Raw genomic sequence first — 16,250 nt, 5'->3', positions numbered from 1 at the left:
GTGTCCCGCGTGGGGCTGCAGTTCGGCACCGCAGGCAACCGCAGCACCGAAAACGGCGCAGGCCTGTGTTTCGTCGTCACCGAGATCACCGCCCCCGAGGCGCCCGACGACCTGTCCGGCGCCCTCACCGTGGTTGTGGCCGAGGATGCCCCCGCGCAGGCGCGGGCCGCGCCGGGCCTGACGCATGGCCTGTCCGTAAGCCAGACCGGGGATGCCGGGTTTGATGCGCGTTACCGGGTTTATAGTGATGCAGAGGTGCTGGGCCCTGCCGCCCGCGCCGCCTTTGCCGGGATCGAGGCGCTGGCCCGTGCCGACCGTACCGCGACGGGGGAGGTGGCGCCGGGCAGCGGCCTGCGGCCTTGGGTGGTGATCCGTCCCGGGCGGCTGGTGGTGCTGACCCCGCTTGCGCTTTTTGACGGCGCGCTGGAGCCGCCGCTGCTGCCGCAGCCGCTGCTGGCAGAGGCGCTGATCCCCGCCTTTGCCTCTGACCTTGCCAGTCTGAACGACCATCTGACCGTCGCCCTGACTCTGATGAAGGGCCTTTCGCGATGACCAGACCCTTTTCCCCCGTGGCGGCGGCGTTTGTGCTGGCCGCCTGCGCCAGCCCGGCGCTTGCAGACCGGGCCATGGTGGTCGTCTTTGACGCCTCGGGCTCCATGTGATCCCGGGTGGAGGGCGATCTGAGCCGGATCGAGGTGGCGCGGGGCTGAGCGTTTCGCCACGGCACCACTGATCCGGTGCAGGCCACGCTGACGGGGAGCGGTCTGGAACAGCGCGGCCCTGATCCTGTCTTTGGCGGCGTGGGCTGCGCGATCCCACAGCGGCTGGCGGCGTGCTCGCCAATAACGCGACGCTGGCCGCGCCTTGATCCGGGGCAGGGGCCGCCTTGCCGTGACGGGGTGGTTTCCCTCTGGCGCGCGGATCGGCTATAGGACGGCCGATCAGGTCACCGGGCTCAGTCAGGCGGGGCCGTGGCCCGCCCCGGTCCTGCCTCTGCCCGCAGGCAGACCGAGGCCGTTCTGTCTGCGCCCCGCGTGCAGAAAATCGTCGTATAAGGAGACATCCCAAGATGTCGTGGTGCTGCCCGGAGCAGGGGCAGGGCCGGTCACCGGATGGAATTGCTGGAACCATGAAAGACCATAAGCCCTACAGACTGTCCGTGGCCCCGATGATGGACTGGACGGACCGCCACTGCCGGTATCTGCACCGGCTGCTGTCGCATCGGGCGCTGCTATATACCGAGATGGTGACGGCGCCCGCGCTGGTGCGCGGGGGGGCGGTGCATCTGCTGGATCACGATGCCGCAGAGCAGCCGGTCGCGCTGCAGCTTGGCGGCTCCGATCCGCAGGAACTGGCGCAGGCGGCGCGGCTGGGGCAGGCGGCGGGCTATCCCGAGATCAACCTCAACTGCGGCTGCCCCTCCGACCGGGTGCAGTCGGGCACTTTCGGCGCGGTGCTGATGAAACATCCCGGCCTTGTGGCCGACTGCGTCGCGGCGATGCGCGCGGCGGTGACGGCGGAGGTCACGGTGAAATGCCGCATTGGGGTGGACGATCAGGAGCCGCGCGAGGTGCTGCCCGCGTTTCTGGAGCAGGTGGCGCAGGCGGGCTGCCAGCGGGTCATCATCCATGCGCGCAAGGCGTGGCTGCAGGGGCTCAGCCCCAAGGAAAACCGCGACATTCCGCCGCTCGATTACGCGCTGGTGCTGGAGATGGCGCAGGCCTTTCCGGATCTGCAGATTTCGATCAATGGCGGGGTGCAGAGCCTTGCCGAGGCAGAGACGCTGCTGGCGCAGGGCCTGTCCGGGGTGATGGTGGGCCGTGCCGCCTATCACCAGCCTTGGGACATTCTGGCGGAGGCCGATGCCCGGATCTTCGGCGAGGCCCGCGCGGCCCCCGCGCCCGAGGACGTGGCCCGCGCCATGCTGCCCTATATCGAACGGCATCTGGCTTCGGGCGGCAAGCTCAACCAGATCACCCGCCACATGCTGGGGCTCTTTGCCGGGCGTCCCGGCGCGCGGGGCTGGCGGCGGCTGCTGTCGGAACAGGCGCACCGCCCCGGCGCGGGCCCCGAGGTGGTGGAGGCGGCGCTGGCGCAGCTGGAGCCTGCCGCCTGAGCCTTGCGCCCGCGCGCGGGCGGGGCTAAGCGCAAAAGGCAAAGAGGAGCCCGCCCCATGTTCGATGTCGCAACCCTGCTGCCCCTGCTGGGGCTTTTGATGGTCACCAGCGCCTTTGCGGGCATTCTGGCCGGACTTCTGGGCGTGGGAGGGGGCATCGTGCTGGTGCCCGCCTTCCTCTTCACCTTCGAAACGCTGGGCTATGGCAGCCCGTGGCTGATGCAGATCTGCCTTGCCACCTCGCTGGCCACGATCATCGTCACCTCGGCCCGGTCGGTCATGTCGCACAACAAGAAGGGCGCTGTGGACTGGAGCATCCTCAGGACATGGGCGCCCGGCATCGCGGTGGGGGCGCTGATCGGGGTGGCTGCGGCCTCGCGGCTGACCACCACATTCCTGCAGGCGCTGTTCGGGGTTCTGGCGGTGTGTATCGGGCTCTATTTCGCTTTCGGCAAGCGCGAATGGCGGCTGGCGGATGCGATGCCCACCGGCTGGAAGCGGCTGTCGCTGTCGCCGGTGGTGGGCTTCCTGTCGGTGCTGATGGGCATTGGCGGCGGCAGTTTCGGCGTGCCGCTGATGACGCTCTGCGCGGTGCCGATCCATCGCGCCGTGGCCACGGCGGCGGGCTTCGGCCTGCTGATCGCGGTGCCCTCGGTCGCGGCCTTCCTGCTGGTGGAGATCCCCGAGGAGGTGCGCCCGCCGCTGACCTTCGGCGCGGTCAATCTGGGCGCCTTCCTGATCGCCATCTCGATGACGCTGATCACCGCGCCCATGGGCGCGAAGCTGGCCCATTCCATTCAGGACAAGACCCTGCGCCGCGCCTTTGCGGTGTTCATCCTGATCGTGGCCGTCAACATGCTGCGCAAGTCGCTGTTCTGATCCGGGGCGCCTGACGGGTCTGGCCTTATGTCGCGCCTTCCGCAGGGGAGGCGCGATTTTTATGTGCGATGCGCCGTGGCCAGAGCCCCTGCGAGGGGGTGGCCCGGCTGCCCGGGCCGTGCCGCGCGATGGGGCCCGGGTCAGCGGCGGGAAAGCGGCGGGGCGTCCTGCGAGGAGGCCGAAAGCCGGGCGGTGCGGTGCGGCAGGTCGGCGAGGATCGCGCGCTGCGCCTGCGGATCGAGCCTGCCCCATGCCGCGATCTCGTCAAGGCTGCGCAGGCAGCCCCGGCACAGGCCCGAGCCTGCGTCGATGGCGCAGAGTTTGACGCAGGGGCTTTGCGGGGCGTCGGTCATGCGTGATCGCGCAGGTGGCGCAGCCGGTCGAGCGCGCCCTGCAGGATGAACGAGGCCGCCACATGGTCGATGAGTTCGGCGCGGCGGCGGCGCGAGGTATCCGCCTCCAGCAGGGCGCGTTCGGCGGCGACGGTGGACAGGCGTTCGTCCCAGTAGGTGATCGGGCCGGGCCAGATCTGCGCGAAATTGCGGGCAAAGGCGCGGGTGGACTGGCAGCGCGGACCTTCGCTGCCATCCATGTTGCGCGGCAGGCCCAGCACGATGCCGCCCGCCTCGCGCCCGCGCAGGAGGGCCAGCAGCGCCTCGGCATCAAGGGTGAATTTCTTGCGGCGGATGGTTTCCAGCGGCGTGGCCACGGTCAGCAGCCGGTCCGACAGCGCGACGCCAATGGTCTTGGTGCCCAGATCGAGCCCCGCGATGCCGGTGAAAGGCGGCAGGGCTGTCGCAAATTCGGTGATGTCCTCGTGGATCATGGCCGGGCTCCGGCGGCACGGGAGGCGGGGGGGCGCTGCCCCCCGCGCGCGTTCCGCGCGCCCCCCCCGGGATATTTGCAGCCGATGGATGCCATGGTCATTCCGCCACCCCCGCCGCTTCGGCGCCTGCGCGCACGGTGGCCAGCGCTTCGGGGCGGGTGGCGAAGACGGTCTGCGCCTCCGCCCAGATGGCGCGGGCGCGGTCTGTGTCGCCCAAGACCCCCAGCGCCGACAGCAGCCGCGCCCATTCCTGCGGCGTGCCGCCCTGCGCCGCCAGCCGGTCGGAGAGCTGGCTGACCATGCCTTCGATCATGGCCTGACGGTCTTCCTCGGACATCCCGGCGGCGGCGTCCATATCTTCGGCGCTGGGGCCGGGCAGCGGGGCGGTGACGGGGGGCTGGTAATTGTTGACCCCGGCGCGTGCCGCCATTTCGGGGATCTGGTCCATCACCGCAGGCACCCAAGGATCGTCGGGGGCGCTGTCGCGCAGCAGCGCGTCCCAGAGCCGGAAGGCCGCGTCGGGCCGCCCGGTCTGGGCCATCATCAGCCCGCCGTAATAGCGCGCGACGCCATTGCCGGGATCGCGGCGCAGGGTTTCGTCCAGCACCGCCTCGGCCTCGGGCGAGACATAGCCGCCCGCCGCCAGCACCAGCATGTCGGCCAGATCGGCGTAATCCTCCGGAAGGGCGCTGTCGCCCTTCAGGTCGATCACCCGCTGCTGCGCCTCGGCGGCGGCGCGGTAATTGCCAAGCGCCGCTTCGGACCGGGCCAGCAGCACATGGCCCTGCACCTCGCCGGGGCGGTCGGCCACGGCGCCGCGCAGCCGCTCCACCAGCGCGAGATATTCGGGCGGCGCCTCGGCGGGGGGCGCGGCGGGCAGCGCGGCCTCGGCCTCGGACTGGCTGGGGCGGGTCTCGCGCAGCTCGCGCGCCATGGCGATGCGCTGCGCCAGCGCCTGATCGGGATAGCCCGACGCGCCAAGGCTGCGGTAAAGCGCCAGCGCGGCCCCGACCAGCACCAGCGTCATGACCCCTGCCGCGATCCAGCCTGATGGGCCGCCGGTCCGGGCGGCGGTGGCGGAGGGGCGGCGGCTGTCGGTGGCGAGGATGCGGCGCGACACTTCGGCGCGCAGCCGCTCGGCCTCTTCGGGGCCGATGGTGCCGCGGGTGCGGTCGCGGTCGATCTCGGCCAGCTGGTCGCGATAGACCCTCAGATCATGGCTTTCGGCGGAGGCAGGCTCGGGCCGCCCGCGCAGCAGGGCCGCCGCCAGAGCAGCGGCAACCACCAGCGCCGCAGCGCCACAGAGGATCCAGAACAGCATCGCATGACCTCCCTTGTCTGTGCCTTCCTGTACAGCCCCGGGCGGCTGGACAAAAGAGCCGGAAGCCGGGCCATCTGACGCATGTCGCAACTGTGCGGAATTGTGACGGTTGCGGATGCGGGGCCCGCGTGGTGCAGTCGTAGGAGAGTGCAGCACGTCAGACGCGGATTCGAGGACCATGACACGATATTCGGCCTTTGCCATCGCCCGTGAAGCGGCCCGGTACCACAGCGGATGGACCCGCGCCTGGCGCAAGCCCGAGCCCAAGCCGCGTTACGACGTGGTGATCGTGGGCGGCGGCGGCCACGGGCTCGCCACCGCCTATTACCTGGGCAAGAATTTCGGCATCACCAATGTCGCCATCGTGGAAAAGGGCTGGCTCGGCGGCGGCAACACGGGGCGCAACACCACGATCATCCGGTCGAACTATCTGCAGGATCCCTCTGCCGCGATCTACGAGAAGGCGCGCAGCCTCTATGAGACGCTGAGTCAGGATCTGAATTACAACGTGATGTTCAGCCCGCGCGGGCTGATGATGCTGGCCCAGACCGAACATGAACTGCGCGGCTACCAGCGCACGGTGCATGCCAACCGGCTGCAGGGCGTCGAGACCGAGATGATCGGCCCGCGCGAGATCAAGCGGCTTTGCCCGATCATGAACGTGGACGGGCCGCGCTATCCGGTGCTGGGCGCGCTCTGGCAGGCGCGTGGCGGCACGGCGCGGCATGACGCGGTGGCCTGGGGCTATGCGCGGGCCTGTTCCGACATGGGCATGGACATCCTGCAGAACACCGAGGTGACGGCGATCCGTTCCGAAGGCGGGCGGGTGCGCGGCATCGCCACCACGCGCGGCGAGATCGGCTGCGACAGGCTGGGCGTGGTGGTGGCGGGCCATTCCGGCGTTCTGGCCGAAATGGCGGGCTTCCGCCTGCCCATCGAAAGCGTGGCGCTGCAGGCGCTGGTCTCTGAACCGATCAAGCCCTGCATGGATGTGGTGGTGATGGCCAATACCGTGCACGGCTACATGAGCCAGTCCGACAAGGGCGAAATGGTGATCGGCGGCGGCACCGACGGATTTGTGAACTACACGCAGCGCGGCAGCTTCCACCATATCGAGGAGACGGTGCGCGCCCTGATCGAGACCTTCCCGATGATCTCGCGGCTGAAGATGCTGCGGCAATGGGGCGGCATCGTCGACGTGACCGGCGACCGCTCGCCCATCCTGTCAAAGACCCCGCTGGAGGGCTGTTTCTTCAACTGCGGCTGGGGCACCGGCGGGTTCAAGGCGATCCCCGGATCCGGCTGGGGCTTTGCCGAACTGATGGCCAAGGGCGCCTCGCCGCTCTGCACGGAATTCGGGCTCGACCGGTTCCGCGAGGGCCGCTTCATCGACGAATCCGTGGCGGCAGGGGTGGCGCATTGACCGCAGCCCGCCATTTTACCGGGCCTAAGTCAGGCGCGCGGTCCCGGCAGGCGGGGCAGCGGCGCGGGCAGGCCCATCAGCCCGGCCAGCGCGCCGTGGCCGTCGTTGCAGGGCGGGTGCCAGCTCTGGATGAATTCCTGCGCGATCTGCGCGCGCTCCGACGGGCGGGCCAGCGCCACGGCGCCGACCGTGTCGAACCCCAGCGCGGCCACCCGTGCGAAAAGCCCGCTCTGCCGGTCCTGCGCGATCTGGCGGCCAAGTGCCGCGGTGGCGCCCACATGCAGGATCTGCGCCTGCACGGCGCGGCCTGCGGGCAGGCGCAGGTACAGATAGACCGCGCCTTCCTCGGCAAAGGGCGTGTCAGGGGTGAACAGCTCCACCGGAAAGCGGCGCCCGCGATGGCTGGTGAAGGTCAGGATGATCTGTCGGCTCATACAAACGCCTTGCTCTGGGGACTGGGAAAACCGGACCCGTATCTGGACGCCTCGTGGTTAATAACCGGTTATGGATTGGCCGGGGTGACCCGGCGTGACCCGGGCCTGCGCCGCAAATTCAGGCAGGCCGCAGGGGGGTCTGCCGGGTTTCCGGGCAGGTTTGACGCACAGGGCGCAAAAGCAGGGAACCTCTGCCGCCTTTCGCAGGTTTCTGGTCCGCACCGTTCCGGAACAGAGGATGCCGCATGCCTGATCCCGCCCGCCCCGATCCGCACCGGACCCGCCGCCCGCCGCGGCGCCGCTCCCTGCTTGGCAGCGGCGTCCAGAGCCTGCTGGCCTTCGGCGCAGGCGTGGCGATCGTGGTCATCGCCGTCCTCATCTGGTCCCTGCTGGAGGCCGGATCGGGATCCGGCGTCACGCTTGATGACAGCACCGGCGACGGGCAGCGCGACCTCTCCGGTCCCGCGCGCGCCGCGCAGAACGCCGCCCGCGCCGTCGAGGGCCTGCTGGGCGGCGGCTGAATCCGCGGCGCCCCGGCCTTTCCTTTCCTGTTCCGGCGCCCCGCGCCCTTCAACCAAGGGAGCGGCGTCATGCTGATCCTCACCTGTCCCTGCTGCGGTCTTCAGGCTGCGGAAATCGAACTTGCGCCCGGCGGCGAGGCGCATCTGCGCCGCGAGGGGCCCGGCGCCCCCGATGCCGCGCTCGAGAACTACCTTTTCAACCGGGACAACCCGCGCGGCGTGGTGCTGGAACGCTGGCGCCATGCCTATGGCTGCGGCAAATGGTTCCTCGCGGCCCGCGATTCCGTGACCATGGAAGTCTATGGCACTTACCGCGCCCAGACCTCCGCCCCGCCGCCCCAGATCATCGACCGCATCCGGCAGCGCCATCCCGACTGGGGGCAGGGCGCGTCATGATGTTTCATCTTGCCCAGAAAACTCCCGCCGGAGGCTCCGGCGCATCCACATTCCCGAGGGTCAAGACATGAGCCTGCGCCTTTCCACCGGCGGCCGCTTTACCGACAGATCGCGCGAGATCCGCTTCAGCTTCGACGGCACCACCCTGACCGGTCATCCCGGCGACACGCTGGCCTCGGCCCTGCTGGCCAATGACCGCCTGCTCGTGGGCCGCAGCTTCAAATACCACCGCCCGCGCGGCATCGTGGCCTCGGGCGCCGAGGAGCCGAACGCGCTGGTCGGGCTGGGGCAGGGGCCGCGGTTCGAGCCGAACCAGCGTGCCACCACCACCGAGCTTTTCGACGGGCTGGTGGCGGAAAGCCAGAACCGCTGGCCCAGCCTTGACCGCGACATCGGCGCGGTGAACGTGGCGCTGTCGCGCTTCCTGCCGGCGGGCTTCTATTACAAGACCTTCCTCTGGCCGCGCGCCTTCTGGAAACATGTCTACGAGCCGGTGATCCGCCGCGCCGCAGGACTTGGCCGCGCGCCGCATCCCGAAAGCCGCGATGCCGACAGCTATGAACATTTCCACGTCTTCACCGACGTGCTGGTGATCGGCGGCGGTGTTGCGGGGCTGATGGCGGCCAAATCCGCCGCCGCCACCGGCGCCGAGGTGCTGCTGATCGAACAGAGCCCGCATTGGGGCGGGCGCGCCCCGGTTGATGGCGGCACCATCGAAGGCGAGGCGCCCGAGGCTTGGATTCACCACACGCTGGCGGAACTGGACGCGCTGCCCAACCTGCGCCGCGTGGCGCGGCTGATGGGGGCGGGCGTGCATGACCACGGCTATGTGCTGGGTTATGAACGGCTGACCGATCACGCGCCGGGCCAGCCCGGCCCGCGCCACCGGCTGTGGCGGATCCGCGCCCGCCAGATCGTCACCGCCACCGGCGCCATCGAACGCCCGCTCAGCTTTGCGGGCAATGACCTGCCCGGCGTCATGCTGGCCTCTGCCATGCGCGATTACGTGGTGAATTACGGCGTGGCCCCCGGCCAGCGCACCGTGATCGTCACCAACAACGATGACGGCTACCGCACCGCGCTGGCGCTGCACCGCGCCGGGCTCGACGTGCCCGCGATCCTTGACGCCCGGCCCATGGGCGGCGGGGCGCTGGCCGCCGAGGCGCGCGAGGCCGGTCTGCGGATCGAGCCGGGCCGTGCCGTGGCCAAGGTGCTGGGCGGCAAGCGCGTCACCGGTGTGGCGACCTGTCTCGCCGAGGGCACTGGCGCCGTGCTGGAAGAGATCGCCTGCGACGCGGTCGCCATGGCGGGCGGCTGGTCGCCGGTCGTGCATCTGTGGTCGCATTGCGGCGGCAAGCTGACATGGGATGCGGCGGGGGCGTTCTTCCGTCCCGACCCCGCCCGGCCCGCCACGGGCGCCGATGGGGCGGCCATGGTCCATGCGGCAGGTGCCGCCAATGGCGAGCTGCATCTGAACACCCTGCTGCAGGATGCCGCCACCGCTGGGAAAAATGCCGCCGCCGCCTGCGGCTTCACCACCGCCGACATCTCCGTGCCGCAGGGCGAGGATACCCCCGAGGCGCCGCTCGATCCGATCTGGATCATGCCGCGCAAGGCCACGCCCGACCTGCGGATGAAGGCCTTCCTTGATTACCAGAACGACGTGAAGCTGTCGGATGTGCAGCTGGCCGCCCGCGAAGGCTATGAAAGCGTGGAACATGCCAAGCGCTACACCACGCTCGGCATGGCGACGGATCAGGGCAAGCTCAGCAACATCAACGGTCTGGCCGTGCTGTCGGACACGCTGGGGCAGGCGATCCCGCAGGTGGGCACCACCACCTTCCGCCCGCCCTATACGCCCATCTCCATGGGCGCCATCGCGGGCGAGGCGCGCGGCGAGATCTTCCAGCCGCTGCGCCGCACCCCGCTGCACAGCTGGCACGAGGCCAATGGCGCCGACTGGGAGCCGGTGGGCCAGTGGCGCCGCCCCTATTGCTACCGCCGCACCGGCGAGGACCGGCACGCCGCCGTCGCCCGTGAAGTGACCGCCGCCCGCACCAGCCTCGGGCTGCTCGACGCCTCGACGCTGGGCAAGATCGTGGTCAAGGGCCCGGATGCGGGCCGCTTCCTCGACATGCTCTACACCAACATGATGAGCACGCTGCCGGTGGGCAAATGCCGCTACGGGCTGATGTGTTCGGAAAACGGCTTCCTGATCGACGATGGCGTGGTGGCGCGTCTGGCCGAGGATACGTGGCTCTGCCACACCACCACCGGCGGCGCCGACCGGATCCATGCGCATATGGAAGACTGGCTGCAATGCGAATGGTGGGACTGGCAGGTTTATACCGCCAATGTCACCGAAGAATTTGCGCAGATCGCAGTGGTCGGCCCCAAGGCCCGCGCGCTTCTGGAAAAGCTGGGCGGCATGGATGTCTCGCGCGAGGCGCTGCCCTTCATGACATGGGCCGAAGGCACGCTGGGCGGCTTCCCGGTGCGGGTGTTCCGCATCTCCTTCTCGGGCGAGCTGTCCTATGAGGTGGCGCTGCCCGCCAATCTGGGCCGCGCCTTCTGGGACCGGCTGCTGAAAGAGGGCGCCCAATGGCAGCCCACCCCCTATGGCACCGAGGCGCTGCATGTGCTGCGCGCCGAAAAGGGCTTCATCATGATCGGCGATGAAACCGACGGCACGGTGATCCCGCAGGATCTGGGTCTGGGCTGGGCGATCTCGAAGAAGAAGGCCGATTATCTGGGCAAGCGCGCGCAGGAGCGCAGCTTCATGGCCAGCCCCGAACGCTGGCAGCTGGTCGGGCTGGAAACGCTGGACGGATCGGTGCTGCCCACCGGCGCGCTGGCGCTGGCGCCGGGCAAGAACGCCAATGGCCAGCGCAACACCCAAGGCCGGGTCACCTCGTCCTACCGCTCGCCCACGCTGGGCCGGGGCATCGCGATGGGTCTGGTCCGCCACGGTCCCGACCGCATGGGCGAGGAACTGGTCTTCACCACCGAGGATTACGACGCCGCCGACGAGGCCGCCACCACCGTCAAGGCCCGCATCGTGAGCCCGGTCTTTTACGATCCCGAAGGGAAGAAGAACGATGTCTGATGGTCCCTTTCCCGTCCTGCCGCTGCAGGGCGCCCGGTTCGAAGGCGCGGTGCTGGTCGAGGAACTGGCCCCCGGCGGGCAGGTGTCGATCCGGGGCGATCTGGCCGACACCACCTTTGCCGAGGCGGTGACGGCACAGGCGGGCTGCGCGATGCCCGGCATCTGGCAGATCTCCGGCACGCCGGAGCGCGGGCTGCTGTGGATGTCGCCCGACGAGCTGCTGCTGCTGCTGCCCCGCGCCGAGGCGGCAGAGGCGGCGCGTGCCCTGCAGGCGCGGCTTGATGCGGCGGCGGTGCATGCGCTGGTGCTGGACGTGTCTGATGCCCGCGCCCGGTTCCGCCTGACCGGCCCGCATCTGCGCGAGGTGATGGCGCGGCTGACACCCGCCGACATGGCGCCCGCCGCCTTTCCGGCCGGGCATCTGCGCCGCACCCGGCTGGCGCAGGTGGCGGCGGCGGTGGTGCATGTGGCCGAAGGCGACATGCAGGTGCTGTGCTTCCGGTCGGTGGCGGATTACACCTTCCGGCTGCTGTCGGGGGCGGCGGCCCCCGGCGCGGAACTTGCCTATTTCTGAGCGGATGCGCATTGCGCCGCCGCGCGTGCCCGCCTAGCCTTGGGCTCAGGCGGGCACGAGCAGAAAAGGGCGCAACCATGACCAGAACCAAGGCCGCGCTTGCGGCGCTGCTGCTGTGCGTTACCACGGCAGGGAGCGCCGCAGCACAGCAGACCGGCAGCCCCCGGCCCGGAGAGGCGCCTTTGGGCATCCTGTGCCAGCTCAAGGTGCCGCGCAGCCAGAACTGGGTGCCCGAGGTCGTGTTCATCGGCCATGATCCGGCGCAGGATCTGGTGATCATCTCGGATTCGGTGGGGTTGGCCTATAACAGCGGCCAGCCGGTGGCGGGACGTGTTGCCGTGCTCAACAGCCGCCGCGTGACCTATGCCTGGGATTTTCCGGTGCGCGATGCGGCGGGAAATCAGGCGCGGCGGATGCTGTACCGCGCCACGATCCAGCTGCGCGACGGTTCGGTGCAGATCTCTGCCTCGCCCGGCGGCTATGACAACCGCTTCATCGCCTCCGGGCGCTGCCAGTGGTCGCCGCTCGAAGCCGAGTAAGGCGGCGGTCATCGCACCCGTCCCGGGGGAACGGCGCTTGACCTTGCGGCCCCTTGGCCTAGGAATGAGACGGAACTCACCGACAGGCGAAAGGAAACGCATATGTCCTTTGAACTTCCCGATCTCCCCTATGCCCATGATGCGCTCGCGTCCAAAGGCATGTCGCAGGAGACGCTGGAATATCACCACGACCTGCACCACAACACCTATGTCACCACGCTGAACAAGCTGGTCGACGGCACCGAATGGGCAGGCAAGAGCCTTGAGGACATCGTCAAGGGCACCTACCAGCCCGACGCGGTGGCCCAGAACGGCATCTTCAACAACGCCTCGCAGCACTGGAACCACAGCCAGTTCTGGGAAATGATGGGCCCGGGCGACAACTCGATCCCGTCCGAACTGGAAGCGGCGCTGAAGGACAGCTTCGGCTCCATCGACAAGTTCAAGGAAGATTTTGCCGCCGCCGGTGCGGGCCAGTTCGGCTCGGGCTGGGCGTGGCTGGTGAAGGGCGCCGATGGCGGCCTGAAGATCACCAAGACCGAAAACGGCGTGAACCCGCTCTGCTTCGGCCAGACTGCGCTGCTGGGCTGCGACGTGTGGGAGCATTCCTACTACATCGACTTCCGCAACAAGCGCCCCGCCTATCTGGCGAACTTCCTCGACAATCTGGTGAACTGGGAAAACGTGGCCTCGCGCCTCTGATCTCCGTCTCCGGACAGCACAGACATCCCCCGCAGCCACTGCGGGGGATTTTTCTTGGTCCAGTCTTCTCCGCAGCGAAGCGGCGAGAGGCGACAGAAGGTATTTTGCGCGTCCCGGCTTTTTCTGGACCGTCAGGATCCGGGCAACACCGGCGGTGGTGCTGATGAGTTTCATGATGCTGGCGCCGCTGATGCTCGACACGGCGGCGGATGCCCAGCAGGCCAGTGCCACATTCGGACGCGTCAATGCCACATGGCGCAGCCTTGCCGATCTTTATGGGGCGACACAGGCCTGCGAGCCGGGCACGACCTGCGCCGCGCGATCCCCGACGCCGGGCCTGCCCAACGGCTACCGCTTCGAGACGGTCAGCTCCGAGGTGCAGTCGCCGAAACCCGCGACATCGCAGCCCTGCTGCGCGCGGCCAAAGCGGCGAGCAAGGACTGTGCGTGGTCGCTGAGCCCGCAGCAGCGGCAGGCCGTACTTTACCACATCGACAGCGCCTGCGCCCGGGCGTTCCGGCGGCAGGCCCTGTCCGAACATGCCGAAGACGCGCCCCCGTCCAGCTGTGGCCTGCCCGGCCAGAATGACGGCACCGCCGCCCCGGCCCGGCAGGCCTTCGCCGACATCCTGACAGCACCGCCCGGCTGAGCCGCCGCGCGCCGTCTTCTGACCAGAAGTATCCCGGGGGAGGCCGCGCCTTGGCGCGGACGGGGGCAGAGCCCCCTTGTCAGCGCCCCGGGAACAGCCGCGCCCGCCATGCGTTGAGACCCAGAAGCAAATGGAGGTTCTCATGCCCGACAGAGCAAGATCGCAGGACGGCCGCAGCGAAACTCAGGAAATCCTCGACGGCACGCCGGACGCCCCCGGCGCCAGCCAGCAGCAGGGCCGCAAAGGCGGCGAGATGGCCCGCAAGGTCGGCACCCGCGACGAGGAAAAGCGCCATGACGAGACCTCGGCGGGCAAGACCCGTCCGCTCGCACAGGATCAGAACGGCAGCGGCGACAAGGAGAAAGTGTGATGAGCGTGCTCACGCAAGGCACATGGGTTCTGGTGGCGGACGGGGAAAAGGCCCTGTTCCTGCGCAACGACCTTGATGCGGAAAACCCCGATCTCAACGTCGTGCGCATCGAACAGCAGGAAAACCCCTCGGACCGCGAACAGTCCGCCAACCGTCCCGGGCGCGTGGCCGATAACGGGCCGGGCCAGAAATCCGCGCTCGACGATACCGACTGGCATCAGCTGGCCAAGGACCGTTTCGCCGATGATCTGGCCGATATCCTGTATAAACAGGCGCATAAGGGTGCGTTTGACCGCATCGTGCTGGTGGCGCCCCCCGCCACGCTGGGCGAGCTGCGCAGCAAGCTCCACAAGGAGGTGCAGGACAAGGTGGTCGCGGAAATCGACAAGACCCTGACCAACCACCCGATCGACAAGATCGAACGCCTGCTGCACGAGGCGCTGGACGAGGCCTGAGCCCGGCCCATCTTGCCGCCCGGTCCGCCGGGCGGTAAGCCTTCGGGCGAAGACGGGGCCCTCCTGCTCTGTCCGCCGGAGGACCGCCATGTCGCCCGCCCGCCTCGGCGTTCTGGCCATGATCGTCGCCTGCACCCTCTGGGGGCTGGCGCCGCTATATTACAGCGAACTCTCCGATGTTCCGGCGATGGAACTGCTGGCGCACCGCACCCTGTGGTCGGCGCTGGTCTTTGCATTGGTGCTGGGTGCGCAGGGGCGGCTGCACCTGACCCGCGCCCTGCTGACCCATCCCGCCAGACGGCGCGAGACGGTGTTTGCTGCCCTCGCCATCGGCACCAACTGGCTGCTGTACCTGATCGCGGTGCAGCGCGGCTGGGTGACCGAAAGCGCGCTGGGATATTACATCTTCCCGATCTGCGCGGTGCTGCTGGGGGTGGTGATCTACCGCGAAAGGCTGGCGCTGCTGCAATGGCTGGCCGTGGCGCTGGCAGCGGCAGCGGTGCTGGTGCTGGCCGTGGGCCTGGGCAGCCCGCCCTGGATGGCGCTGGCGCTGGCCCTGACCTTCAGCCTCTATGGTCTGGCCAAGAAACGCATCGTGGCGCCCGGGGCGGTTTCGGTCTTTGCCGAGGTGCTGGTGCTGCTGCCGCTCGCGGTTCTGTGGATCGCCGCCGCACAGATCTCGGGGCAGGGGGCTTTTGGTCAGGACTGGACCCGCTCGGCGCTGCTGGCAGGCTCGGGGATCCTCAGCGCGCTGCCGCTGATGCTTTTTGCCGAGGCGGCGCGGCGGGTGGACCTGTCAACGCTGGGGCTTCTGCAATATCTCAACCCGACGCTGCAGGCTCTGGGCGCCGTGCTGATCCTTGGCGAACCCTTCGGCCCTGCCCGTGCCGTCAGCTTCGCGCTGATCTGGGCGGCGCTGGCGCTTTATACCGTCTCGGCGCTGCGTCAGGACAGGGCGCGGCGCAGAAGCGCCATGGCCTCTTCCGCCGAAGCCGCACTCTGAACATAGCCCAGCAGCGACGGCTCGGCAAAACCCTGTCCGGTCACATGCGCCAGCAGCGCGCGCAGCGGATCCCAGAACCCGTCCGCATCCAGCAGCACGATGGGCTTGTCATGCAGGCCAAGCTGGCGCCATGTCAGCGCCTCGAAAAACTCGTCCAGACTGCCCGCGCCGCCGGGCAGCATCACCACCGCATCGGCATTCATCAGCATGACCTTCTTGCGCTCGTGCATGGTCTCGGTGACCACGAAGCGGGTCAGGTCGCGCTTGCCCACCTCCAGCGCCAGCAGATGCGCGGGGATGACGCCGAAGGTGTCGCCGCCCGCCCCCTGCGCCGCGCGCGCCACCTCGCCCATCAGCCCGACATCGCCCGCGCCATAGACCAGCCGCCAGCCCTCTGCCGCCAGCGCGCGGCCAAGCGCCTGTGCCGTTTCCTTATGCGCCGGGTCCCAACCGAAGCGCGAACCGCAATAGACACAGACAGATTTGGAGAGCATGCTGCAGATCCGGAAAATTGCTGTTTTGACCGCTGATAACGGGATTGTTATAGGTGCACAACCACGCTGCGGGCACATCGTCCGCGCGGGCCGGATCAGGGGATGGCATGAACAGGAAGAGCTTGGCAGGCGCAGGGCTGGGCATCGCAGTTGCGGTGGGCGTCCTCTATCTGGCGGGGTTCCTCGCGCCGCTGCCCAAGCCCGAGGATCCCGCCGATCCCGCCGTGGCATCCTCCCCCGCGCCGACCCCCGCGCCGGAGGCGCCGTCTCCCCCGGCAGAGGTCACGACAGCCGATCCCGCCCCCGCCGCGCCGCCGCCCGAACCGGTGGCCACGGTGGCGCAGGACGCGCCTGATCCCGATGCCGCGCCCGCGCTGCCGGAACCGCAGGCGGACACGGAGGTGGCGCAGCCCGCCGTCACCGCTGCCTGGGCGGAGGCCTCC

General features: G+C 69.1%; 19 protein-coding genes and 1 pseudogene. 15 read left to right on the top strand and 5 right to left on the bottom strand.

Annotated features, from left to right (window positions below):
- From VK682_RS10785 to VK682_RS10775, 3 genes are all read left to right on the top strand, one after another.
- The coding region (locus VK682_RS10785; RefSeq protein WP_324781778.1) for a hypothetical protein at positions 1-552 on the top strand (552 nt) is incomplete at its 5' end.
- Between the two features lie 577 nt (positions 553-1,129).
- Positions 1,130-2,116 carry a tRNA dihydrouridine(20/20a) synthase DusA gene (gene dusA / locus VK682_RS10780; RefSeq protein ID WP_324781777.1) on the top strand — a complete coding sequence of 329 codons (987 nt, stop codon included), beginning with the start codon at positions 1,130-1,132 and terminating at the stop codon, positions 2,114-2,116.
- 57 nt (positions 2,117-2,173) lie between these two features.
- Positions 2,174-2,995, top strand: a complete 822-nt coding sequence (locus tag VK682_RS10775; RefSeq protein WP_089850533.1) for a sulfite exporter TauE/SafE family protein — start codon at positions 2,174-2,176, stop codon at positions 2,993-2,995.
- 140 nt (positions 2,996-3,135) lie between these two features.
- Here the strand turns inward: VK682_RS10775 and VK682_RS10770 are convergent, their stop codons facing one another.
- From VK682_RS10770 to ccmI, 3 genes are all read right to left on the bottom strand, one after another.
- Positions 3,136-3,348, bottom strand: coding sequence for a DUF1289 domain-containing protein (locus VK682_RS10770; protein WP_324781776.1), 213 nt, complete (start codon positions 3,346-3,348; stop codon positions 3,136-3,138).
- Positions 3,345-3,821 (bottom strand): Holliday junction resolvase RuvX, encoded by a 477-nt coding sequence (gene ruvX, locus VK682_RS10765; RefSeq protein ID WP_089850529.1) that lies wholly within the window; start codon positions 3,819-3,821, stop codon positions 3,345-3,347. The genes VK682_RS10770 and ruvX overlap by 4 nt, the downstream gene beginning before the upstream one ends.
- Positions 3,822-3,918: 97 nt before the next feature.
- Complete coding sequence (gene ccmI / locus VK682_RS10760; protein WP_324781775.1) at positions 3,919-5,142, bottom strand: c-type cytochrome biogenesis protein CcmI; 1,224 nt, start codon at positions 5,140-5,142, stop codon at positions 3,919-3,921.
- A gap of 178 nt (positions 5,143-5,320) precedes the next feature.
- Here ccmI and VK682_RS10755 point away from each other — a divergent pair, with 178 nt between their 5' ends.
- Entirely contained in the window at positions 5,321-6,565 is a 1,245-nt protein-coding gene (locus tag VK682_RS10755) for a sarcosine oxidase subunit beta family protein (protein ID WP_230794232.1), read from the top strand.
- A gap of 29 nt (positions 6,566-6,594) precedes the next feature.
- Here the strand turns inward: VK682_RS10755 and VK682_RS10750 are convergent, their stop codons facing one another.
- Positions 6,595-6,999, bottom strand: coding sequence for a hypothetical protein (locus tag VK682_RS10750; protein WP_230794233.1), 405 nt, complete (start codon positions 6,997-6,999; stop codon positions 6,595-6,597).
- 245 nt (positions 7,000-7,244) lie between these two features.
- Between VK682_RS10750 and VK682_RS10745 the strand changes: the two genes are divergently transcribed.
- From VK682_RS10745 to rarD, 10 genes are all read left to right on the top strand, one after another.
- The gene (locus VK682_RS10745) at positions 7,245-7,520 is read left to right on the top strand and encodes a hypothetical protein (RefSeq protein ID WP_089850520.1); all 276 of its coding nucleotides are present in this window, start codon (positions 7,245-7,247) and stop codon (positions 7,518-7,520) included.
- Between the two features lie 69 nt (positions 7,521-7,589).
- Positions 7,590-7,916: a sarcosine oxidase subunit delta gene (locus VK682_RS10740; RefSeq protein WP_230794234.1), complete on the top strand. Its 327-nt coding sequence runs from the start codon at positions 7,590-7,592 to the stop codon at positions 7,914-7,916.
- 67 nt (positions 7,917-7,983) lie between these two features.
- Positions 7,984-11,022: a sarcosine oxidase subunit alpha family protein gene (locus VK682_RS10735; RefSeq protein ID WP_230794235.1), complete on the top strand. Its 3,039-nt coding sequence runs from the start codon at positions 7,984-7,986 to the stop codon at positions 11,020-11,022.
- Complete coding sequence (locus tag VK682_RS10730) at positions 11,015-11,596, top strand: sarcosine oxidase subunit gamma (protein ID WP_230794236.1); 582 nt, start codon at positions 11,015-11,017, stop codon at positions 11,594-11,596. The genes VK682_RS10735 and VK682_RS10730 overlap by 8 nt, the downstream gene beginning before the upstream one ends.
- A 77-nt stretch (positions 11,597-11,673) precedes the next feature.
- Positions 11,674-12,135, top strand: a complete 462-nt coding sequence (locus tag VK682_RS10725; RefSeq protein WP_230794237.1) for a hypothetical protein — start codon at positions 11,674-11,676, stop codon at positions 12,133-12,135.
- Positions 12,136-12,237: 102 nt separating this feature from the next.
- Positions 12,238-12,837 carry a superoxide dismutase gene (locus tag VK682_RS10720; protein WP_089850511.1) on the top strand — a complete coding sequence of 200 codons (600 nt, stop codon included), beginning with the start codon at positions 12,238-12,240 and terminating at the stop codon, positions 12,835-12,837.
- 163 nt (positions 12,838-13,000) lie between these two features.
- Positions 13,001-13,294, top strand: coding sequence for a hypothetical protein (locus VK682_RS10715; RefSeq protein ID WP_324781774.1), 294 nt, complete (start codon positions 13,001-13,003; stop codon positions 13,292-13,294).
- 333 nt (positions 13,295-13,627) lie between these two features.
- Entirely contained in the window at positions 13,628-13,855 is a 228-nt protein-coding gene (locus VK682_RS10710; RefSeq protein WP_324781773.1) for a hypothetical protein, read from the top strand.
- A complete protein-coding gene (locus VK682_RS10705) occupies positions 13,855-14,310 on the top strand; it encodes a host attachment family protein (RefSeq protein WP_089850504.1) in 456 nt (151 codons plus the stop codon). The genes VK682_RS10710 and VK682_RS10705 overlap by 1 nt, the downstream gene beginning before the upstream one ends.
- 88 nt (positions 14,311-14,398) lie before the next feature.
- Positions 14,399-15,313: an EamA family transporter RarD gene (gene rarD / locus VK682_RS10700; protein WP_324781772.1), complete on the top strand. Its 915-nt coding sequence runs from the start codon at positions 14,399-14,401 to the stop codon at positions 15,311-15,313.
- On the opposite strand, the gene VK682_RS10695 is transcribed toward rarD, so the two are convergent.
- A complete protein-coding gene (locus VK682_RS10695) occupies positions 15,256-15,807 on the bottom strand; it encodes an LOG family protein (RefSeq protein WP_324781771.1) in 552 nt (183 codons plus the stop codon). The two genes, rarD and VK682_RS10695, sit on opposite strands and share 58 nt — an antisense overlap.
- A 107-nt stretch (positions 15,808-15,914) precedes the next feature.
- Between VK682_RS10695 and VK682_RS10690 the strand changes: the two are divergent.
- A pseudogene (locus VK682_RS10690) lies at positions 15,915-16,250 on the top strand (hypothetical protein); the annotation flags it as partial.

It is taken from the genome of Salipiger marinus, assembly GCF_035481585.1.
GTDB classification, from domain to species: domain Bacteria; phylum Pseudomonadota; class Alphaproteobacteria; order Rhodobacterales; family Rhodobacteraceae; genus Salipiger; species Salipiger marinus.
Note: the sequence above shows the minus strand (reverse complement) of the source record. Positions and strands in the feature narration are given on the sequence as shown.